Raw genomic sequence first — 20,215 nt, forward strand, 5'->3', positions numbered from 1 at the left:
ACTAGGCTTGCACGTTCTCCAGCCAGGCCGGCAGATCGGCCAGGGTTTCGAGCTGGGCGAAGCGCGGGTGATCGTTCGGCGTTTCCGCGGCCTCGTGCGCCCAGACGAGCGGGTAGGGGATCAGGGCGGCGAAGGCGCCGGCCTCAAGCGCGGGTAGGATGTCCGAGCGCACCGAGTTGCCGGCCATGGCGGCCTCCTCCGGTCCGGTGCCATGACGGGTGAAAACCCGGCGATAGGTGTCGGCGTCCTTCTCGCTGACGATCTCGACGGCCGAGAAGTGGTCGCCCAGGCCGGACGCGGCCAGCTTCTGCTCCTGGTGCAGCAGGTCGCCCTTGGTGATCAGCACCAGGCGATATTGCTCGGTCAGGGCGGCCAGGGCGTCTTCCACGCCTGAGAGCGGCTCCATGGGATGGGCCAGCAGGTCGCGGCCAGCGGCCAGGATTTCGCTGATCGTGCGGGTGGAGACCTTGCCTTCGGTCAGTTCCAGGGCGGTTTCGATCATCGACAGGGTGAAGCCCTTGGCCCCGTAGCCGTAGAGACGCAGGTTGCGCTTTTCGACCTCGGCCAGGCGGCTCTCCAGGGCGGCCTCTTCGGCGCAATCCGAAAGCAGCTCGACGAACCGCTTATGGGTCAGGCGAAACAGCGTCTCGTTGTGCCAGAGGGTGTCGTCGGCATCGAGGCCGATGGTTGTGATGGGCATGCCCGCTAAATACCTCCGCGGCGGGGCGAGGCAAATCCCCTCGTACTCGTCCGTCTTGCAGCCCGGACCGTTCGTCGCTTGAGCCTTGAACGGCGGCCCTATCGGGCTTCCGTCCTCTCACGAGGACGGCGCCCGCATCGCGCCGAGGGTGAGGATTTGATTGGACGCAAGACGATCACGGTCGCGGCGATGGCTGCGGGGCTGACTGGACAGGCGTGGGCCCAGGCGCCGGCCGCCGAGCCGTTCCAGGTCATTCGGCCAGGCGATCGCCAGATGAGCTGCGAAGTCCTGATCGCGGAGATCAACGGGACGAACGCCCAGATGGCGTCGCGTCGCGTAGCCGCCATGGAGCAGATGATGGGCGCGGCCAATCGCATGGTGACCAGCACCATGGCCACCAGCGCCGCCACCAGCCTGGTCGGCGGCGTGGCGTCGATGGTCCCCATGGGATCGACCCTGCTGAACGCTGCCGTGAAGGCCAAGCAGGCCGCTGACGTCAACAACCTGACCAGCCAGACCATGGACGCCCAGCGCGACTTGATGTCGGAAGGCGATGTCCAAGCGCGGCTCGACCACCTCAACCGCCTGTACGAGTCAAAGCAATGCTGAGCCGTGTCCTGCTGGTTTCGGCGATCCTCGCCACGCCCGCCCTGGCTCAGGTCGAGATCGACGTTCCGACCGCCGGCGCGCCCTATGCGGTGGTCCGTGCGGGCGACAGCCGCAAGGACTGCGGCCAGCTCAAGTCCGAGATCGACGCCCTGAACGCGCGCGCGGACGAACCGCAAAAGAAGCTCGACGCCATGGTCGACGGCTACGCGACCAAGGGTCTGCCGGGCGATTCCCGAAACCTGATCGGCAATCCCGCCACCGCCATGATCGTCGGCAGCGGCATGGTCCCAGGCAAGGCGGTGCAGGCGGCGGCCATCGCGTCGATGATGACTTCGTTCGCGGTCGAAACCCGAAAGCAGGACGCCTTGCGGGCGGAATCGGTCGCTCTGCAGCCGCTGCGCGATCGGGCCAGGCACCTGTGGAATCTGGGCCAGGGCAAGACGTGCGGTCTTCCCGTCTTGCCGGAGGACGATTTCACGATCGTCGAGGACGTCCCTGACTGACTGACGAGTCGCCCCGCGGGGCGACTGGAGCGGCCGTAAAAGGGACCATTGATCGGCCCTGCGGTGTTGACCGCGCCGGCCCCAGACCGTAATGACCCGCGCGTTTGCCGGCGGGCGAGGGGTAGCCCTTCGCCCGCCGTTTTGCGACCATGCCCCCACAGGAGAATGTCCCATGTCCGTCGAGCTGCTGCCTGGGGTTACGGGGGTTCTGGTTCTGGCTGACGGCACGGTCCTGCAAGGGATCGGGGTCGGCGCGGTGGGCGAGGCCCTGGGCGAGGTCTGCTTCAACACCGCCATGTCGGGCTATCAGGAGATCCTGACCGACCCGTCCTACATGTCGCAGATCGTCGCCTTCACCTTCCCCCACATCGGCAATGTCGGGACCAACAGCGAAGACATCGAGCAGATCGGCGGCTCGTCCGACACCTCGGCCCGTGGCGCGATCTTCCGCGACACGCCGACCGATCCGGCCAACTGGCGCTCTAACTCGACCCTGGCCGGCTGGATGGAGCGCCGCGGCGTCGTCGGCCTGGCCGGCGTCGACACCCGCGCCCTGACCCGCATCATCCGCGAGAAGGGCATGCCGCACGGCGTCATCGCCCACAGCCCGACGGGCGAGTTCGATATCCCCGCCCTACAGAAGAAGGCCGCCGAATGGACCGGCCTGGTGGGCCTGGACCTGGCCAAGGACGCCTCGACCCGCCAGTCGTTCGAATGGACCGAGACCGAATGGTCGTGGCCGGAAGGCTACGGCAAGCTTGAGGCGCCGAAGTACGACGTCGTGGTCATGGACTTTGGCGTCAAACGCAACATCCTTCGCTCCCTGGCCCAGGTCGGGGCCCGCGTGACCGTGGTTCCGGCCGACACCTCGGCCGAGGACATTCTGGCCCGGAACCCGGACGGCGTGCTGCTGTCCAACGGTCCGGGCGATCCGGCGGCCACGGGCGAGTACGCGGTGCCGCAGATTCGCAAGCTGGTCGAGAGCGGCAAGCCTGTGTTCGGCATCTGCCTGGGCCACCAGATGCTGGCGCTCGCGCTTGGCGCCAAGACGGTGAAGATGGAGCAGGGGCACCACGGGGCCAATCACCCGGTGAAGGACCTGACCACGGGCAAGGTCGAGATCGTCTCGATGAACCACGGCTTTACCGTGGAGCGCGAGACCCTGCCGTCGCCGGTCAAGGAAACCCACGTCTCGCTCTTCGACGGCACCAACGCCGGCATCGAGCTGTCGGGCAAGCCGGTGTTCAGCGTCCAGCACCACCCGGAAGCCAGCCCCGGGCCCACCGACAGCCTGTACCTGTTTGAGCGGTTCGCCGAGAACATGGGCAAGGCTAAGGCGTAGGGTCCTAATGGTTCAAGGTCTCGTAGAGGTCGCGCCAGGTCGGGTTAGTCTCTTCGATCAGCCGCAGCTTCCAGGCCCGCCGCCACTCCTTGATCTGGCGTTCACGAGAGAATGCGCTCTCGCGCGCAGCGTGCGGCTCCATCCACACGAGGATCGAGCAGCCGTACTTGGCGGTGAAGCCGGGGCGGACCTTTTCGCGGTGCTCCCAGGCGCGTTGCGCGATGTCGTCAGTTGAGCCGACGTAGAGCGTGCCGTTGCGGCGGCTGGCCATGATGTACGCATAGAACGCCATAGCTCAGCTTAGCCACGCCCGCTCACCCCGGCGAAGGCCGGGGCCCAGGTGAAGCCCTGCTGACGCTCTGGATGGATCTGGGTCCCGGCCTTCGCCGGGATGAGCGGCTTTAGAAGGCATAGCTATTCGCTATGCCTCTGAGTTCCCATAAAGAGAACTCATGCGCTTCGACGACCGCTTCCTTGAGGAGATAAAGTCGCGCGTCCGTTTGTCGGACGTGATCGGCAAGTCCGTGAAACTCAAGCGCCAGGGCCGCGAGTTCGTCGGCCTGTCGCCGTTCTCCAAGGAAAAGAGCCCGTCGTTTTTCGTCAACGATGACAAGGGCTTCTTTCACGATTTCAGCTCCGGCAAGCACGGCGACCTGATCGCCTTCTTCCAGGAGACCGAGCGCCTGACCTTCGTCGAGGCGGTGGAGCGGCTGGCGGCCGAGGCGGGCATGGCCCTGCCGGAGCCGGACGCGCACTCGGCCGAGCAGGAAGAGAAGCGAAAGAGCCTCACCGACTGGATGGATCAGGCCGCCAAGTGGTTCGAGGCCGAACTGCGCCGCCCCGTGGGGGCCGCCGCCCGCGCCTATCTGGAAAAGCGCGGTCTGCCCGAGGACCAGTGGAAGCGGTTTGGCCTAGGTTTCTCGCCTTCAGGCCGCACCGCCCTGAAGGACTATCTGATCGCCAAGGGCGCCAAGCCGGCCGAACTGGTTGAGGCGGGCCTGCTGATCGCGCCAGAGGACGGCGGCGCGCCCTATGACCGGTTCCGCGACCGCATCATCTTCCCCATCGCCGACGCGCGGGGAAAGATCGTCAGCTTCGGCGGTCGGGCCATGGATCCGGAGGCGCGGGCCAAGTACCTGAACGGGCCGGAGACCAGCCTCTTTCACAAGGGTCGCCTGCTGTACGGCCTGCCCGAGGCCCGAAAGATCCTGCACGCCGGCCAAGCCGGAGGCGGGGAGGCCGCCCTGGTGGTGGTCGAGGGCTATATGGACGTGATCGCCTGCCAGCGGGCAGGGATCGCGGCGGTGGCGCCCCTGGGCACGGCTCTGACCGAGGAGCAGATGGAGGTGCTGTGGCGCCTGCATCCCGAACCCACCCTGTCCTTCGACGGCGACAAGGCCGGCCAGCGGGCCGCCAGCCGGGCCATCGACCGCGCCCTGCCGCTGCTCAAGCCCGGCAGAAGCTTCAAGTTCTCGGTGGTCGAGGGCGGCAAGGACCCCGACGACGTCCTGCGCGACCAGGGGCCGGTGGCCCTGCGGACGCAGCTGTCGAACACCATTCCCTTCGTTGAGGCGCTGTTCACCCGCGAGAAGGATGCCGAGCCCCTCGACACGCCGGAACGCAAGGCGGGCCTGAAGCAGCGCCTGCGCGCCGCCGCACAGAGCATCGCCGACAAGGATCTGGCCCAAGCCTATCGCGACGACCTGCTGGCGCGGCTCGATACGCTGCTAGGGCGTGACATGCCCCAGGCCCGGCCGGCTTGGCAGCCACGTGCGCCCTATGAGCCTGGGCGCGGCGGAGGCGCCTGGCGCAAAGGCCCGCCGCCGCCCATGCCGCCGACCGCTGCGGGCAAGGCGGCGGCCGAACGGCTGGCTAATTCTCTTGATCCCCTGGCCGCCGCACTGGCCAAGGGCGCCCTCGAAGACCCGCATCGGTTGGACGACCATTTGGAGGATTTGCCGAGCAAAGGGTTCGGCGATCCGAACCTAAAAGCCCTCGCAAACGAGCTCGCGTCGATCCGACTTGAAGCAGAAACCCTTGACTCAGAGGGACTCGCACGCCATCTGCGCTCTCGTGGGTTTGCCGCGCTTTTGACTGACATCGACCGGGCCGCCGCCGCATCGAGCGCGCCCTTCCTGAAACAGGATGTCACGCTCGAGGCCGCCAGGTCCCAGTGGTCGCACGCTTTGTCGGTCCTAAACCGTCTGGCTGCGCTCGAGGAAGCCGTCACGTCCGCCAAGGGTCACCTTGGGGGGCGTTCTGACATGGAGGCTTTCGAGCGCTTGAAGACGGAACGGGATACGCTCAAGCGCGCTGTCCGCTCGGGAACTCTGTGGTCTGACGCGATCTAGCCCGGAACGAAGCGACCAAACGCCTCATAAAGATTTTTTCGGCGCCGCAATTGCACATATGCGCGGCGACGAATTCGGAGACTTAGATGACTGCTCAAACGGCCGAGACGGAAACCGCGGACGCCCCTGAAAAAGACGGCCCGCTGCTCGACCTCACGGACGCCGGCGTAAAGAAGTTCATCAAGCAGGCGAAAGCCCGCGGCTACGTCACGATGGACGAGCTGAACAAGGTGCTGCCGTCCGAAGAGGTCACCTCGGAAGCCATCGAAGACACCCTCGCCATGCTGAGCGAGATGGGCGTCAACGTGGTCGAAGCCGAGGAGGACGCCGAGGGCCAGGAAGGCGGCGAAGTCGCCAACCGCGAGGAAAGCGCCGTCGTCACCACCGACGACAAGCCCGCCTACGACCGCACCGACGACCCCGTGCGCATGTACCTGCGCGAAATGGGCTCGGTGGAGCTGCTGTCGCGCGAGGGCGAAATCGCCATCGCCAAGCGCATCGAAGCCGGCCGCGACACCATGATCCGCGGCCTGTGCGAAAGCGCCCTGACCTTCGAAGCCATCATGGTTTGGCGCGAGGAACTGGGCAGCGGCCGCATCCTGCTGCGTGAAGTCATCGACCTGGACGGCACCTATGTCGCCCTGAACGGCGGCCCGCCCGAGGGCGCGCCGGCCGTCGGCGAGGCGGCCGAACCCGCCGAACCCGCCGAGGAAGGCGCCGAGCCGGCGGCCGAGGGGGCCGAGGATGAGGATGACTTCGACGATGGCGCCGGCCCCACGGTCAGCGCCATGGAAGGCGAGCTGCGCGAGGGGGTCATGGCGACCCTGGACGCCATCGCCGCCGACTTCGACGGTTTCCGCCGCCTGCAGGAGAAGCTGGTCGAACAGCGCCTGCGCGGCGAGGACCTGACCACCGCCGACCGCAAGGCCTATGAGGCCGCCAACAGCGCCATCGTCGGCAAGCTGAAGACGCTGAAGCTCAACAACAACCGCATCGAGGCCCTGGTCGACCAGCTCTATGCGATCAACAAGCGCCTGGTGGGCCTGGAAGGCCGCCTGCTGCGCCTGGCCGACAGCTACGGCATCAGCCGCAGCGAGTTCCTGAAAGCCTATTTCGGCCAGGAACTGAACCCCAACTGGTCCGAGACCGTCAAGACCATGGGCGTGCGCTGGACCAAGTTCAGCGAGAACGACGGCAGCCAGATCGGCGACATCCGCCAGGAGATCGCCGCCCTGGCCACCGAAACCGGCGTGCCGATCGACGACTATCGCCGCATCGTCCAGACCGTCCAGAAGGGCGAGCGCGAGGCCCGTCAGGCCAAGAAGGAAATGGTCGAGGCCAATCTGCGCCTCGTGATCTCCATCGCCAAGAAATACACCAACCGCGGCCTGCAGTTCCTGGACCTGATCCAGGAAGGCAACATCGGCCTGATGAAGGCCGTCGATAAGTTCGAATACCGCCGCGGCTACAAGTTCTCGACCTACGCCACCTGGTGGATCCGTCAGGCGATCACCCGCAGCATCGCTGACCAAGCAAGAACCATCCGCATCCCGGTGCACATGATCGAGACGATCAACAAGATCGTCCGCACCAGCCGCCAGATGCTGCACGAGATCGGCCGCGAGCCGACCCCGGAAGAACTGGCCGAAAAGCTGGCCATGCCGCTGGAAAAGGTGCGCAAGGTCCTGAAGATCGCCAAGGAGCCGATCTCGCTCGAAACCCCCATCGGGGACGAGGAGGATTCGCACCTAGGCGACTTCATCGAGGACAAGAACGCCGTCCTGCCCATCGACGCGGCGATCCAGTCCAACCTGCGCGAGACCACCACCCGCGTCCTCGCCTCGCTCACCCCGCGTGAGGAACGCGTGCTGCGCATGCGTTTCGGCATCGGCATGAACACCGACCACACCCTCGAGGAAGTGGGCCAGCAGTTCAGCGTGACCCGCGAACGCATCCGTCAGATCGAGGCGAAAGCCCTGCGGAAGCTGAAGCACCCGTCCAGAAGCCGGAAGCTGCGCAGCTTCCTGGACTCCTAAGCAACAAAGGGCGGCTCGAAAGGGCCGCCCTTTTTCTTATCGGTCCTCCCCCAAAAGGGAGGGTCGAGGGAGAATTGCGCGACCTATCCACCGCTACTGGCGGATACGAACGGCTACTGGCGGATACGAACGGCTACTGGCGGTGACGGACGGATACTTCGCGGCCTCTAATCCCCGCCCTCCAGAGCGGCCGTATCCTTGCGGCATGGAACATTATCGACTTCGCAAATATCGCGGCCCCGAGGTCTGGGCCCGGGTCCGGGAATGCTACATCGCCGGAGAGAGCGCCCCCGTCCTGGCCAAGCGCTTTGACGTGGGCCTGGCCAATATCCGCAAGAAGGCCCGGCTGGAGGGCTGGACCCGCAGCCACATCGCCGAGCAACTGGACGCGTCCCTGCCGCCCGATCTCGAACGGCGCGATCAGGCGGGCGACGCCGAGCCCCCCGCCCCGGTGGCGCCCAAACAGGCGGTGGCCGACGCCACGGCCCGCGCCAGCGCCCTGCTGGCCCAGGGACGGGCGGGCGAAGCCCAGGCCCTGATCCGCTCGGCCGAGGCCCTGGCCAAGCTGGCCGGCGTCGATCCCGAGGCCGACGAGCCCGCCGAGACGGACGAGCCGGCGTGGGACGACACGGTCGCCCGCTATGACGACTTCGTGCTCAGTAAGGCCAAGTCCCTGGCCTACGCCATGCTGGCCGACCCGCCCTATGGCGCCACGGCGCACCACATGTGGTTCCTGTACCACTGGCGGGCCCTGCACTTCGGCCCCAAGGTCGTGGCCCGCGACTTCGCCCATGCGGTCGATAGCGGCTGCGCCGCTAAGTACTTCACCGCCGACGGCGCCCTGCGCCCGATCCCCGAGCCGGCGTCGCCCAGCGACCTGATGATCCGCCAGCACCTGAGGACGTGCGAGTGGATGGAGGGGGCGGAGCGGTTGGGGGAGGTCTAGAGGGCGGCCAGGGCCGCCTCGTCGAGGGCGACCTGGGGCACCATCTCGACCTTCACGCCGATGCGGTGCTCGCGCAGCAGGTCGCAGAGGGCCTCGCCCCTCAATCCTTCGGCAAGAGCGAGTGCAGTTACCCGGCGATCTCCGCATCCGGCTGGCCGGCCATTAGCGCGTTGATCCACGCCAGTGCCATGTCACGACTGCGATAGCTACCCCACCGTGCGACCTCCTCGCGCTCAACAATCGGGAAGGTCGAATAGATGTAGCGGATGTCATCCCGGCTTTGGGTGGGGTTTGCCGGGTCGAATACGCCATAGAGGATGAAGTAGAGCGCATCGAGCTTGGCGCGCAGGTTCAGGCGTCGGGCTTCGTCCCACACAAACGGGGGGGGCACTTTGCCGTCCGCACCCACATGATTCATGTCGCGGGCAAATGGTTCCATGTCATGTGAAGTATAGGTGAGCTCCAGAACAGCTCTGCGAACGATATCGGCGGCCGACTTTTCACCAAAAGACCTAGCGTAACCTGATGGTGGAATGACGGGGAGCTGATCTAGTAAATACCAAGATAGGTGAGTGCTATGTACTTTCTGACGAGCAAGGTAGTCGAAAATGAGACTGTTGAACTTGCCGAGAAGAAGCGGCGCTTCGTCCACATATGCAGCCTGCGCGCCTTCGTCGGGAAATGCGACTGGCAATGTGTGCCCGGCGCCGGCTCTCGGAATTATGGCGGCAATCGAAGTCCGCATATTCGTGGAGGCTGTGATGTCCTTGAACGCCATGCACCACTCGTGCGCTCCCTCCCAAGGGGTGTCCGATGACTTGATCCAGTATCGAGGCACCGCAACCCGATCAGGGTCGGCATGGTCACCAGAGGTAAGGCTTTCGCCCTGGCCTGGCCGAAATAGGTTTTCGCCTTCGATCACAATATCTGCGGCGCGATGATCATAGGCTTGAACCATCTTGCCTTCGAAGACCGGCAGCCACTCCCCGTCGCCCGACTTGTACCGGTTGCCCCTAACACGCCAAGCGCCCTGCACTCCTTCCAGTTCGGCGAGCTCGACAAACTTGTCGGAGTCTGCGGACATGTTGAGCATTTGTGCGAAGTGGATGGAGTACTGCTTCGTCGGTGTCAGTCCATTCAGTGCAAGCACAGGCAAGCGCGCATATATGGCGGTCGTGATTTCCATATCGCGGCGCGAGCGAAATGTTGGAGCGGTACCTGTGTTCGGGTTGACTTGCGCAAAGTCGTCCGGACGTAGGGCGAAAGTTCGCTGGGGATCAGCGATTTCGTCTACAGAATGCAGGAAAAATCCGCATTTCGCTGCCTCGAAAGTGCGTTCCGGACTGAAGGCCAATGCACAGAATTTGAAGCTCGCGTGGACGTCTGGGAAAAAGACCTTCTTGTTCTCAAAATCATAGAGTGCCTTCAGATTGCCGCCCGTCGCCACTTCTCTGAAGAAGGCGCTGGCAGAAAGATCTGAGGCAATGCCGCTGGGAGTTAGTAGCCCCACCATGCCATTCGGCTTCACAAGGGTACGCGCACGTTCGACGAACAGTTTAAAGAGGTTGATGCGGCCCCGGTTGAGCTTCGAATAAATGGCGCTGCTTCGCGCCATACGAGTGGCGTCAGCGGCTCGTTTCGTTGCTTTCTTATAGTCGAGCCACAGGGGGGCTTCACTTGCCTTGAGGGCGGCGATGCGGCGGCCGCGCGCGGCGCGATTCGTTTCGAAAGCGATGCCGCGATCGCGAGCTTCAAACCAGGGGACTTCCTCAAACTCCATCATATCCCAAGGCGGGTTTCCCACTACTGCATCAAACCCACCCGTACGGGCCTTGCTGGCCCAGTGGTCCCAAACGCCAGGAAAGGTGATTTGCCAGTTGAGGAAACGCTCTTCGGTGATCAAGGAGCGCGTACGCCGCCAGATTTCGGTAAACGCCTCTACGTCTTCAGCGCGCGCCTTACCGGATTCAGGGGGCTTCCGGCCGCGTGCAATAGGAATGGGGTCGCCAAACTGGCCATCCAGCCACAAACGCACCAGCGCCTTGCCCGCACGGTCTAGGTTGAGCCAATCGAGTGCGTGGACGAAGCTGACAAAACCGTCGAGTTCCCCCGTCATCAGTTCCACGTCTTCGTACATAGCGGCCGAACGGTGTGCTTCGCCGATTTCGATATCGGTTAGCGCCTCGATCGTCTTCATCGCCTCTGCTGAGCGTTGGGCGTTACGCAGCGCAGCATTCCACAACAATTCGCCACCCTGTGCGCTCGCCTTGTCGATGGCGTCGCGAACCCAGAGCCCGAACAGGCTGTCGCCAGCATGTAGATGATGGTCAATGAAGGAGAGCGGGGCTCCGACGGTGAAAGTGTGCAGCCACAGCGCCACTTTGGCCAATTCGACCGCCATGGGATTCTTGTCGACACCGTAAACGCAGCGTTTGAGCACCATGCGGCGAACGATGTGCCGATCGTCGAGTTGCTTCTCGTCTATTGTCCAGTTCGCAGTCTTGGCGTTCTTCAAAATCGTGGCGCGGATCGTCTCGATCTTGTCGGCCAGCGGCGAGACATATGCGATATCTTTGCCGAGGGCGGCGGCTTCTGCCATTGCCTCCAAAACGTGGTCTGCCAGAGTATCGACTAAGCTGACCAGAAAGTGGCCGGAGCCCATAGCGGGGTCGCAGACACGTAGCGACAGAATGGCCTCTGCCGGATCAACGTCCCGCAATATCCTTCGTTGTAAGTCCTCTCCATCCTTCGAGTTCAATGCGGCTAACGCTAAACGGAAGGCTTCATGACACTCGGTGACCAAGGGCTCGAGCGTCTCATTAAGGAGAAGGCCGACCAACTCGTCCGGTGTGTAGTAGCTACCGGAGTTTTTACGCGCGAATAGATTGGGCCGGATAGTTAGATAGCCTACGTCGCCGATCTCGCCCGGTTCGCGGACAATTTCGAATTCTAGAAGTCGCTCATAGATCGACCCGAGTTGCTGCACCGACAAGTCTCGGTAGTTGATGTAGCGCCGCTGCCCTGAGGCGCGTTCGTATGAAAGGGCATCCAGCGCAGGCGCCATCACGCTGTCCGGAATACGCGCGCCAGCTAACAACGGCGTGCCAACCGTGGAAAATAGTCCACCGTTGTATGGCGGTATCCCTACAGAACCATCACCCTTATCGATGATCCGGGCGAGGTCGGAGATATGCGACCAGACTTTCGCGGCCGTAGCTGAGAATACGTCACCGTCGGTCACTCGCTCGCCTATTTCAAGGCGAAGGGGACGGAGTGCATAATCCTCATAGCGCGGATCGCTGACCGGAAGGAGGTTGCGGTCTTCTGCGTAGAGTAGGAAGAGTAGCCGATACAGCAGGATAAGTGCCGCATTCCGGATTTCGTCTAGCGAAGATTCCGGCGCGGCCACAGCTAAGGCTCGAGCTAGATCAGGGAAAACTTGATCAAAAACTAGACGAGACAGATTGGCTGCAACTCGTTCTTCGTAAAAGGCTGCTTCAGCGCGTGCGCGATCGTGGAATGACTGTTGATCTACGCCTTCGCGTAGAAACGCTTTTCGGCTAAACATGACCGCGAATACGCGAAGCCAATGGTCGCGGGTTTCTTCGTCGGCGAAGAGGTTGTTTTCTTCGAGGCCCAGGGCCTGTCCCAGATCGATCTCAAGGAATTCTTCGGAAATAGAGCGCGCGCCCGCCCAATAAAGCCGCCAGCGATTCCCGTTGGTCAGGACGCCCCAGCGCAGCTTCCCATGTGTAGTATCGTCGATCCTCCGCAGATAGCGTAGCATCTGTGTCGAGGGCGCTGTCGTCTCGTCGCGACCAGTAGCTCGGTCTAGTGGGCGAGCCCAACGCTTGCTTTCGACGACCGCCAGCCCGTACGCGTACCGACGCCACTGTTCGGTCTGTGCGTTAGCGGCGGCCTTTGCGGCGGCGTCCGCGAAAAGCACGCCATCGGGCACATCGTCGCGACCGTTTACCGTCAAGTTTTGCTGTCGTAGCGATTCTGACCAGCCGAGTACCGTCAGGACGGGCCATATGAAATCGTCTTCCGTCTGGCTCTCATTAGTATGAGCGCTCTGGGGAAATGCGGCGGCGATAGCCATCAAGCGCGTTCGAACATCAACGACGTCTATGGCGCGATAGGCTTGCGTGGCCTTAATCGCCTCTTGCAGGTAATCGGTGCTGAACAAGGCACCGGTGCTGAACAGTGTGGAATCAGACAATGCGCGCAGCCCCCTGGATCTAAGGGTCTTAGCTGTCTGATATGCTTATGGCAAAGCGGCCATGCCGCCCCTGCGCGAAACCTGCCTCTCACCACAAAACAATCGGGGATTGTATTTATCCGCAGCTTCGCGCAATCTCGACTCGTCGGAGACTTGTTGAGCTCTTGCAGCAGTTGATCCCCCTACAGCTGCGTGACACCGACGAGGGCGGCGCCGAAAGGCGTCGCCCTTTTCGTATGCGGGTGCGGGGATCGGAGGGCGGCGCTTGGCCGGCCCTCTCTCAGGCTCAGGCGGCAGCTCTTAAGCCGGCTTTTTCTCGCCAGAAAGGGGCGGCTTAAGCCGCCAGGGCCTCGCCGCCGTGGGTGGCGTAGTAGGCTTTGAGCCATTCGGCCGCGTCGGCCGAGGGGGTGGCGATCTGGGCGCCGTCGAGGCGGACGCGCAGTTCGGCGCCGGCTTTCATCGGGGCGGGCAGGCCTTCGAAGGCCTGGCGGGCGGCGGCCGCATCGTTGAGTTCGAGCACGAAGGCGCCGAGAAGGTGACGCTGTTGCATAGGGGTCCAATGCCCTGTTGTTGCACTTACCGGACCGACTTTACGACAGCATGATGAACGCAAGATGAGCGAAACCGCCGCACCCCGGCGGCTAGGCGCCGCAGTCCGGCGGGTGGATAATCGCCGGGTCCTTCCTTTGTGATTTTCCGGACCGCCATGCGCCCCTTGGACCTGCTCTATGTCGATGATGACCCGGACATGCACGAGCTGGCCGACATCGCCCTGTCGCTGGACCCGCAGATTTCGGTGACCTTCGCCGCGTCGGGCGAGGAGGCGCTGTCGATCCTGGAGCGGTTCCATCCGGACGGCGTGCTGCTGGATGTGGTGATGCCGGGCCTGGACGGGCCGGCGGTGCTGGAGCGGATGCGCCAGATTCCGGGGCATGAGGAGACGCCGGTGGTGTTCGTCACCGGCCACACCCACGCGGTCACCCTGCAGGAGCTGCGGGCCATGGGCGGCAAGGGGGCGGTGACCAAGCCGTTCGACCCGAAGTTCCTGGCCAAGAACGTGCGGATGTTCCTGGGGGCGGGTTGATCCTTCTCCTCCCTTGCGGTGGGAGGCGCCTTGGCCCCCTAAACTCCGCTCATCCCGGCCTGCGCCGGGATGAGCGGTGAAGGGTTGGGCCGGCGGGATAGCTACCCCAGGGCCACGATCTCCACCTCGGCGCCCGCCACCACGGCCTCTTCGCCCACGGCCTTGCCCAGCACGGCCTGGGCCAGGGGCGAGACGTAGGAGACCGCGCCCTGGGCGGGGTCGGCCTCGTCCTCGCCGACGATGCGGAAGGTCTGGCGGCGGCCGTCCTCGCGATCGAAGGTGACGCTGCCGCCGAAGGTCACCACCTGGGGATCGGGGGTCGGCTCGACCAACTGGGCGCTGCCCCGGCGGGCCGACCAGTAGCGCAGGTCTCGGGTGGCGCGGGCCATGGCGGTGCGGTCGCTGCTGACCTCTCCGGCTGACTGGGCGGCGGTGTAGGCGGCGCGGGCGGCGGCCAGCTCGGCCTCGATCTGGGCCAGGCCTTGCGGCGTGACGAGATTGGGCTGCGCGGAGACCGGGCGGTCGGGCAGGTCTGCCGCCGTGGCCTCGTGATCTTCCTCGCGCGTGAAGGCGACGCTCATGTCCGCTCGCTGTCTGGTTTGGCCGGCCTGACTAGGGGGCGGGGCGGCCTCTGACAAGCCAACGCATGAGGTGGGCTATTGGAGCCGCGGGCGGCTTGGTCCACTGTGCGGCCCCTGTTCAGAGGAGCGCCCATGGCCGCCGTCCGCCCCCTCATCCTGGCCCTGTCCGCCGCTTTCGGCCTCGCCGCCGCGGCCCAGGCCCAGCCTGTCACCAAGATCACGGACCTCAAGCCCGCGGACCTGCCGTCGGCGGTGACCGCCATCGTCAAGGGCACGGCGCCGGGCATCACCATCACCCAGGCGCAGAAGAAGGAACGCGAGGGGCGGGTCTATTTCGACGTGGAGGGGACCACCCCGGACGGCGAGATCGAACTGGACGTCATGCAGACCGGCGACGGCGCCTTCAGCGTGGTGGAGATTCAGCGCGACATCGCCTGGGCGAATGCTCCGGCCGAGGTGCGGGCCGCCGCCGCCAAGTCAGAGAAGAAGGTCGAGCCGGTCCGCGTGATCGAGAGCAAGCAGACCGACGGCTCGGTGATCTATGAACTGTTCGCGGCCGGCGCGCCCAAGGACCCCTCGCTGGAGATCATGGTCAAGAACGGCCAGGTCTCGGTGCTGAAAGAGGTCTGGCCGCACTAGGCGGCGGCCGCCAGCTCCGCCCACGGATGGTCCGGGTAGTGCCGGGCCATCATGCGGTCCACATAGGCGACCAGGTTTCCATAACGCTCGGCCCGGCGGCGCAGGGGGCTGTCGAAGAAGGGCGTCATCACGCTGGCCAGCATGGCGAAGGCGACGGCGTCCACGCCGGCCGGGCGATCCCCCATCAGATACGGCTTGCAGTCGAGCAGGGCTGACAGCGACTGGAGCGTCCAGTCGCCCATAGCCAGGATCTCGTGCGGCTGGTGGCGGCCGACGCCCACGGACATGAGGTTGGCCTGCACCTTGTCCAGGACCACGGCGCGCATCTCCTCGGCCTGCTGGGCGGGCAGGTGGTCGAACCAGCGGGCGGGGCCCTTCTCGTAGTTCTCGGGGATCATGAAGCGGGTCCAGGCGCCGACCCAGCCGAAGTGGTTCTCGACCATCCGCTCGATGGCCCAGGCCTGGGCGCGCTCGGCGTTGGTCAGGCCGGCGTCCAGGTCGACGCCGTAGGTCTCCTCGATGTGGACCCGGATGAAGGTGGAGTCGCCGACGATCCGGCCGCCGTCGTCGATGAAGGGCAACTGGCCCTTGGGCGACAGGTGCGGCGGGGCGCGGTGCTTTTCATAGGCCAGGCCCGCCATCTGCAACTGCACCTCCGTCTTGCAGGCGTAGGGGCTGTATTCGGGCAGGCCGAAGCCTTCGCCGGCGCCATAGAGCTTGATCATCGCGGTCCCTCCATCCGCGGCCACCAGGGGAGCGGGGCCGACGGCCTATTGCTACCGCCACCCTGCTGCCAGCATGCTGTCAGCATGGCTCAGCTAGAGGTCCGCCATGAGACGCGCCGAACGCCTTTTCCAGATCATCCAGATCCTTCGCCGGGCCCGCGGGCCAATCACGGCGGACGCGATCGCGACCGAGCTGGAGACGTCCAAACGCAGCGTCTATCGCGACATCGCCGCCCTGATGGGCCAGCGCGCTCCGATCCGGGGCGAGGCCGGCCTGGGCTACGTGCTGGAGGACGGATACGATATGCCGCCTTTGATGCTGACGCCGGACGAGATCGAGGCCGCCGTCCTGGGCGCCCAGTGGGTGGCCGGGCGCGGCGATCCCGCCCTGGCCCGCGCGGCCGAGGACCTGATCGCCAAGATCGCCAGCGCCGTGCCCGAGACCCTGCGCCCCCACGTTCTGGAGCCGGCGGGGCGGGCGTTCAATTCCTGGAACGTGCAGGCCGACGCCATCGACATGACCCAGGTGCGCACCTCGATCCGCACGGGCTGCAAGATCGTGCTCGACTATTGCGACGAGCAGGGGCGCTCGACCCAACGCACCATCTGGCCGGTGACCGTCGGCTACATGGAGACGGTGCGGCTGCTGATCGCCTGGTGCGAGCTGCGCGCTGATTTCCGCACCTTCCGTACCGATCGGGTGGCGGGGGCGCAGTTCCTGACCGAGCGCTTTCCCGAACGTCCCGCCGTGCTGCGCACCAAGTGGCGGCGGTACATGGAGACCGAGCGGCGGCGGCGTGACTGTTGAAGCAGGAGGCGATGCGCACATTTTGAGTAACACGGCGCCCAGGCCGCCCGCGGGCGTCAAGATGGAAGTGCGCCCTATTTACTAGATTGAATATTCAGTTCTTTTTCATCGTTCGAGATGAGCGCCGCTGACCATGTCGCTACTTGTAGTGACGACTCATGTCTTGCTGGTCAGGCCGGAACCAAGGGAAGGCGTGCTTGTAGCTGACAACAAGCGGCCTCTTCTCCGTGAACAAGAACATGCTGACCCTGCAGAAGGCGACGAGCCTTCAGACCTTTCTGGAAGGCCTCGGAAGCGTTCCGAAGAATGCAGCGATCGGGCAGGAAAAGCCTCGTACCGCGCAGTGCGACTTGTCCGACGCCTGCGCCAACGCAGAGCAAATCATAAGCCCCCAGCACCTGGATTTCTTCCGGCGCCACACGAGCGACAGCCCGGTGCTGGCGGTCAGCCTAGAGACGATCCGGGCCAAATTCCGGAAGATGAAGGCGGTGATGCCGCGGGGCGTGCGCATCATGTACGCCATGAAGGCCAATGATCACCCGGACATCTTGGACTTGATCATCCAGGAGGGCGGTCAGTTTGACTGCGCGTCGGACAGAGAGATCTTAAAGGTCCATGAGGCGGCCGCGCGCGTGGGCTTCAAGGGTGACCTGGGCGCGCTCTGCTCCTTTGGAAACACCAACAAGCGCGAAGCGCAGATTGCGGCCTCGTTTGCTCGCGGAGTCCGGCTGTTCGTGGCCGACTATGAAGACGAGATCGAGAAGATCGCCCGCGCGGCGCCAGGCTCGAAGGTGTTCATCCGCATTTCGCTTCTGGAGACAGCCGACACCGCCGCCAAGGCGTTTTCCAACAAGTTCGGCTGCTCGCCAGAAAAGGCCGTCGTCCTGACCGCTCTCGCCAAGGAAAGGGGGCTCGTTCCCATCGGCTTCTCCGTCCACGTCGGGGGGCAGCAGCGCGACGTCAGCGCCTTCGCCAATGCCGTCAAGGTCATCGCCCAACTGTTCAGGGCCGCGGAGGCGCAGGGCGTTGAGACGATGTCGTTCGTCAATCTCGGCGGCGGCTTTCCCGGCGCCTACAACGAGACCGTGCCGAACATAGAAGCCTATGGCCAGATGATCCGCGAGGCGTGTCGCGAACACTTTGGAGGCCGTAGGATCACCGTCGCCATCGAGCCCGGCCGGGGAATGGTCGCTGACGCCGGGGTCATCCGCTGCACGGTGGTCAACTTCAAGACGCCTGAAAAGCCAGGCGACAAGCACATGCTGATCACCGACGTGGGCAAGTTCAGTGGCCTCTACGAGGTCACCGATGAGAAAATCCACTATCGCTTCGCCACAGATAGGGCGGTCGGGAACATGGTCGAGTGCGAGTGGCTGGACGACAGCTGCGACAGCAGCGGCGTGAACTACAAGACCCGGTCGATCTGGATGCCCCAGGACACTCGGCCTGGCGACGCCCTCTATATCGCCAGCACCGGCGCCTACACCGTCGCCTACAGCATGCCCGGCTTCAACAGCCTGCCGCCGGTGGTCTGCAAGGTTTTCTGACTGGCGACCGCGGCTGCTGACATCAGCTGACAGCAGGAGCGGATAGGACATACCCCATCCATCCGGGGGGCCGTTCCATGACATCCGATTTCGACTTCCTGTTCGGCCGTTGGGAGGTGAGCCACCGACGCCTGAAGCAGCGCCATGTGGGGGCCGACGACTGGAGCGGCTTCGACACCGTCGTCACCTGCGAGCCGCGCCTGGACGGACTGGTCAATGTGGAGGAGCACCGCAAGGACGGTGCGCCGTTCGGCTTCGCCCTGCGCACCTTCGATCCGGCGACGGGGCGTGGTCGATCTATTGGGTCAGCCCGGCGGACGGGCTGCTGCAGCCGCCGGTGCATGGGCGGTTCGAGGACGGGATCGGCGTCTTCGAAGGCGAGGATGTGGATGAGGGACGGCCGATCCGCGCCCGCTACACCTGGTCAGACATCGCCGCCGACAGCGCCCGCTGGAGTCAGGCTTATTCTTTGGACGGCGGCGAGACCTGGGAGACCAACTGGGTGATGGCGTTCGTGCGAAGCTGAGCGATCCGGGTTCGCCTTCCCGCTCCGCGCGTTTAAGCTGCTCAGGGACGCCAGGGAGGCTTTGCGTATGACCGATGTCATGATCGGGTTTTCGGACAAGCCGGAGGGCCTGAGGCTTGATCGCGCCAACCGGCACGGGATCGTGGCGGGCGCGACGGGGACGGGCAAGACCGTCACCCTGCAGGTGCTGGCCCAGGGCTTCTCCGACGCCGGGGTGCCGGTGTTCACCGCCGATGTGAAGGGCGATCTGTCGGGTGTGTGCGTGGCGGGCGCTCCTAATGAAAAGCTGCTGGCGCGCGCCGCCGAGATGGGGGTGACCCTGACGCCATCCGGGGCGCCGGTGGTGTTCTGGGACCTGTTCGCCGAGAAGGGCCACCCGATCCGGGCGACTGTGTCGGAGATGGGGCCGGTGCTGCTGTCGCGCCTGTTCGATCTGAACGAGGTGCAGGAAGGCGTGATGCACATCGCCTTCGAGGTGGCGGACCGCGAGGGGCTGCTGCTGCTGGATCTGGACGATCTGCAGTCGGTGCTGGCCTATCTGTCGGAGAACGCCAAGGAGATCGGCCAGGTCTATGGCAACGTCGCCCCGGCCACGGTCGGCGCGCTGCAACGACAGTTGCTGACCCTGCGCAGCCAGGGGGGCGAGGCGTTCTTTGGCGAACCGGCCCTGCGGTTGGCGGACCTGATGCGGACGGACGCGCAGGGGCGCGGCTATGTGAACGTGCTGGCCGCCGACAAGCTGATCGCCAGTCCGCAGCTCTACGCCACCTTCCTGCTGTGGCTGATGAGCGAGCTGTTCGAGGAGCTTCCGGAGGTGGGCGATCCGGACAAGCCCAAGCTGGTGTTCTTTTTCGATGAAGCGCACCTGCTGTTTCGCGACGCGCCCAAGCCGCTGCTGCAGAAGATCGAGCAGGTGGTGCGCCTGATCCGGTCCAAGGGCGTGGGCATCTATTTCGTCACCCAGAACCCGGCGGACGTGCCCGACAGCGTTCTGGCCCAGCTGGGCAACCGCATCCAGCACGCCCTGCGCGCCTATACGCCCGGCGAGCAGAAGGGGCTTAAGGCGGCGGCCGAAAGCTTCCGCGCTAATCCGGCCTTTGACACGGCCGAGGCGATCCAGGCCCTAGGCGTGGGCGAGGCGCTGGTCTCGGTGCTGGACGAGAAGGGCGCGCCGACCGTGGTGGCGCGGACGAAGGTGCGGCCGCCCAATTCGCGCATCGGGCCCGCGACGCCGTTTGAACGCGATGCTGTGCAGGCGCAAAGTCCGGTACGGGGGCTCTATGACACGCCCCTGAACCGCAAATCCGCGCATGAGATGCTGCAGGACCGCGCGGGGGCGGCCGCCAAGAGCCAGAAACCGAAATCCGAGCCAAGGTTCGAACAGCGGGAGGAAGCTCCTTCACGCCCCGCCCCGCGCCGCTCCAACCGCCAGTCAGCGGGCGAGGCCTTCACCAAGTCGATGCTGCGGACGATTGGCAGCCAACTGGGGCGCGAGCTGATCCGTGGGGTGCTGGGGGGATTGCGGCGGCGGTAGGCGCGGTGCGTGCTTCGAGACGCGCTTGCGCGCTCCTCAGTATGACGGGCTTTTATCGCAAC

18 protein-coding genes are annotated in these 20,215 nt (G+C 64.8%); 12 read left to right on the forward strand and 6 right to left on the reverse strand.

Annotated elements, in window-relative coordinates:
• Position 1: 1 nt before the first annotated feature.
• A complete protein-coding gene (locus O5K31_RS04530; RefSeq protein WP_269716133.1) occupies positions 2-700 on the reverse strand; it encodes an HAD family hydrolase in 699 nt (232 codons plus the stop codon).
• Positions 701-856: 156 nt separating this feature from the next.
• On the opposite strand from O5K31_RS04530, the gene O5K31_RS04535 reads away from it, so the two are divergent.
• From O5K31_RS04535 to carA, 3 genes are all read left to right on the forward strand, one after another.
• On the forward strand, positions 857-1,309 hold the full coding sequence (locus O5K31_RS04535; protein WP_269716134.1) for a hypothetical protein: 453 nt from the start codon (positions 857-859) through the stop codon (positions 1,307-1,309).
• Complete coding sequence (locus O5K31_RS04540) at positions 1,303-1,812, forward strand: hypothetical protein (protein ID WP_269716135.1); 510 nt, start codon at positions 1,303-1,305, stop codon at positions 1,810-1,812. Before O5K31_RS04535 ends, O5K31_RS04540 begins: the two co-directional genes overlap by 7 nt.
• Positions 1,813-1,984: 172 nt before the next feature.
• On the forward strand, positions 1,985-3,154 hold the full coding sequence (gene carA, locus O5K31_RS04545; RefSeq protein ID WP_269716136.1) for a glutamine-hydrolyzing carbamoyl-phosphate synthase small subunit: 1,170 nt from the start codon (positions 1,985-1,987) through the stop codon (positions 3,152-3,154).
• 4 nt (positions 3,155-3,158) lie between these two features.
• Here carA and O5K31_RS04550 read toward each other — a convergent pair whose 3' ends face one another.
• Entirely contained in the window at positions 3,159-3,446 is a 288-nt protein-coding gene (locus O5K31_RS04550) for a GIY-YIG nuclease family protein (protein ID WP_269716137.1), read from the reverse strand.
• 160 nt (positions 3,447-3,606) lie between these two features.
• Here O5K31_RS04550 and dnaG point away from each other — a divergent pair, with 160 nt between their 5' ends.
• The 3 genes from dnaG to O5K31_RS04565 all read left to right on the forward strand — a co-directional run bounded on the left by dnaG (position 3,607) and on the right by O5K31_RS04565 (position 8,487).
• Positions 3,607-5,505 (forward strand): DNA primase, encoded by a 1,899-nt coding sequence (dnaG, locus tag O5K31_RS04555; RefSeq protein WP_269716138.1) that lies wholly within the window; start codon positions 3,607-3,609, stop codon positions 5,503-5,505.
• An 86-nt stretch (positions 5,506-5,591) separates the two neighbouring features.
• Positions 5,592-7,541 carry an RNA polymerase sigma factor RpoD gene (gene rpoD / locus O5K31_RS04560; protein ID WP_269716139.1) on the forward strand — a complete coding sequence of 650 codons (1,950 nt, stop codon included), beginning with the start codon at positions 5,592-5,594 and terminating at the stop codon, positions 7,539-7,541.
• Positions 7,542-7,746: 205 nt separating this feature from the next.
• The gene (locus O5K31_RS04565; protein ID WP_269716140.1) at positions 7,747-8,487 is read left to right on the forward strand and encodes a hypothetical protein; all 741 of its coding nucleotides are present in this window, start codon (positions 7,747-7,749) and stop codon (positions 8,485-8,487) included.
• Between the two features lie 127 nt (positions 8,488-8,614).
• Here O5K31_RS04565 and O5K31_RS04570 read toward each other — a convergent pair whose 3' ends face one another.
• A complete protein-coding gene (locus tag O5K31_RS04570) occupies positions 8,615-12,709 on the reverse strand; it encodes an Eco57I restriction-modification methylase domain-containing protein (protein ID WP_269716141.1) in 4,095 nt (1,364 codons plus the stop codon).
• Between the two features lie 334 nt (positions 12,710-13,043).
• The gene (locus tag O5K31_RS04575; protein ID WP_269716142.1) at positions 13,044-13,259 is read right to left on the reverse strand and encodes a hypothetical protein; all 216 of its coding nucleotides are present in this window, start codon (positions 13,257-13,259) and stop codon (positions 13,044-13,046) included.
• A 156-nt stretch (positions 13,260-13,415) separates the two neighbouring features.
• Here O5K31_RS04575 and O5K31_RS04580 point away from each other — a divergent pair, with 156 nt between their 5' ends.
• Complete coding sequence (locus O5K31_RS04580; RefSeq protein ID WP_269716143.1) at positions 13,416-13,793, forward strand: response regulator; 378 nt, start codon at positions 13,416-13,418, stop codon at positions 13,791-13,793.
• Between the two features lie 101 nt (positions 13,794-13,894).
• On the opposite strand, the gene greA is transcribed toward O5K31_RS04580, so the two are convergent.
• Positions 13,895-14,374, reverse strand: coding sequence for a transcription elongation factor GreA (gene greA, locus O5K31_RS04585; protein WP_269716144.1), 480 nt, complete (start codon positions 14,372-14,374; stop codon positions 13,895-13,897).
• Between the two features lie 132 nt (positions 14,375-14,506).
• On the opposite strand from greA, the gene O5K31_RS04590 reads away from it, so the two are divergent.
• Positions 14,507-15,013 (forward strand): hypothetical protein, encoded by a 507-nt coding sequence (locus O5K31_RS04590; protein WP_269716145.1) that lies wholly within the window; start codon positions 14,507-14,509, stop codon positions 15,011-15,013.
• On the opposite strand, the gene O5K31_RS04595 is transcribed toward O5K31_RS04590, so the two are convergent.
• A complete protein-coding gene (locus O5K31_RS04595) occupies positions 15,010-15,738 on the reverse strand; it encodes a glutathione S-transferase family protein (protein WP_269716146.1) in 729 nt (242 codons plus the stop codon). The genes O5K31_RS04590 and O5K31_RS04595 overlap by 4 nt on opposite strands.
• Positions 15,739-15,844: 106 nt before the next feature.
• Here O5K31_RS04595 and O5K31_RS04600 point away from each other — a divergent pair, with 106 nt between their 5' ends.
• From O5K31_RS04600 to O5K31_RS04615, 4 genes are all read left to right on the forward strand, one after another.
• The gene (locus O5K31_RS04600; RefSeq protein ID WP_269716147.1) at positions 15,845-16,546 is read left to right on the forward strand and encodes a helix-turn-helix transcriptional regulator; all 702 of its coding nucleotides are present in this window, start codon (positions 15,845-15,847) and stop codon (positions 16,544-16,546) included.
• Between the two features lie 227 nt (positions 16,547-16,773).
• Entirely contained in the window at positions 16,774-18,093 is a 1,320-nt protein-coding gene (locus tag O5K31_RS04605) for a hypothetical protein (RefSeq protein WP_269716148.1), read from the forward strand.
• Positions 18,094-18,430: 337 nt separating this feature from the next.
• The gene (locus O5K31_RS04610) at positions 18,431-18,619 is read left to right on the forward strand and encodes a hypothetical protein (protein WP_269716149.1); all 189 of its coding nucleotides are present in this window, start codon (positions 18,431-18,433) and stop codon (positions 18,617-18,619) included.
• A gap of 67 nt (positions 18,620-18,686) precedes the next feature.
• Entirely contained in the window at positions 18,687-20,153 is a 1,467-nt protein-coding gene (locus O5K31_RS04615) for a helicase HerA-like domain-containing protein (RefSeq protein WP_269716150.1), read from the forward strand.
• Positions 20,154-20,215: the final 62 nt, after the last annotated feature.

Source organism: Caulobacter sp. NIBR2454 (assembly GCF_027474405.1).
In the GTDB taxonomy this organism is placed as follows: domain Bacteria; phylum Pseudomonadota; class Alphaproteobacteria; order Caulobacterales; family Caulobacteraceae; genus Caulobacter.

Excerpts from the sequence above, each read along its gene's own strand:
- O5K31_RS04600 (WP_269716147.1), top strand. The coding sequence starts at position 15,845 with ATGAGACGCGCCGAACGCCTTTTCCAGATCATCCAGATCCTTCGCCGG.
- O5K31_RS04540 (WP_269716135.1), top strand. The coding sequence starts at position 1,303 with ATGCTGAGCCGTGTCCTGCTGGTTTCGGCGATCCTCGCCACGCCCGCC.
- rpoD (WP_269716139.1), top strand. The coding sequence starts at position 5,592 with ATGACTGCTCAAACGGCCGAGACGGAAACCGCGGACGCCCCTGAAAAA.
- O5K31_RS04530 (WP_269716133.1), bottom strand. The coding sequence starts at position 700 with ATGCCCATCACAACCATCGGCCTCGATGCCGACGACACCCTCTGGCAC.
- O5K31_RS04580 (WP_269716143.1), top strand. The coding sequence starts at position 13,416 with ATGCGCCCCTTGGACCTGCTCTATGTCGATGATGACCCGGACATGCAC.
- carA (WP_269716136.1), top strand. The coding sequence starts at position 1,985 with ATGTCCGTCGAGCTGCTGCCTGGGGTTACGGGGGTTCTGGTTCTGGCT.
- dnaG (WP_269716138.1), top strand. The coding sequence starts at position 3,607 with ATGCGCTTCGACGACCGCTTCCTTGAGGAGATAAAGTCGCGCGTCCGT.
- O5K31_RS04565 (WP_269716140.1), top strand. The coding sequence starts at position 7,747 with ATGGAACATTATCGACTTCGCAAATATCGCGGCCCCGAGGTCTGGGCC.
- O5K31_RS04615 (WP_269716150.1), top strand. The coding sequence starts at position 18,687 with ATGACCGATGTCATGATCGGGTTTTCGGACAAGCCGGAGGGCCTGAGG.
- O5K31_RS04575 (WP_269716142.1), bottom strand. The coding sequence starts at position 13,259 with ATGCAACAGCGTCACCTTCTCGGCGCCTTCGTGCTCGAACTCAACGAT.
- O5K31_RS04550 (WP_269716137.1), bottom strand. The coding sequence starts at position 3,446 with ATGGCGTTCTATGCGTACATCATGGCCAGCCGCCGCAACGGCACGCTC.
- O5K31_RS04595 (WP_269716146.1), bottom strand. The coding sequence starts at position 15,738 with ATGATCAAGCTCTATGGCGCCGGCGAAGGCTTCGGCCTGCCCGAATAC.
- O5K31_RS04590 (WP_269716145.1), top strand. The coding sequence starts at position 14,507 with ATGGCCGCCGTCCGCCCCCTCATCCTGGCCCTGTCCGCCGCTTTCGGC.
- greA (WP_269716144.1), bottom strand. The coding sequence starts at position 14,374 with ATGAGCGTCGCCTTCACGCGCGAGGAAGATCACGAGGCCACGGCGGCA.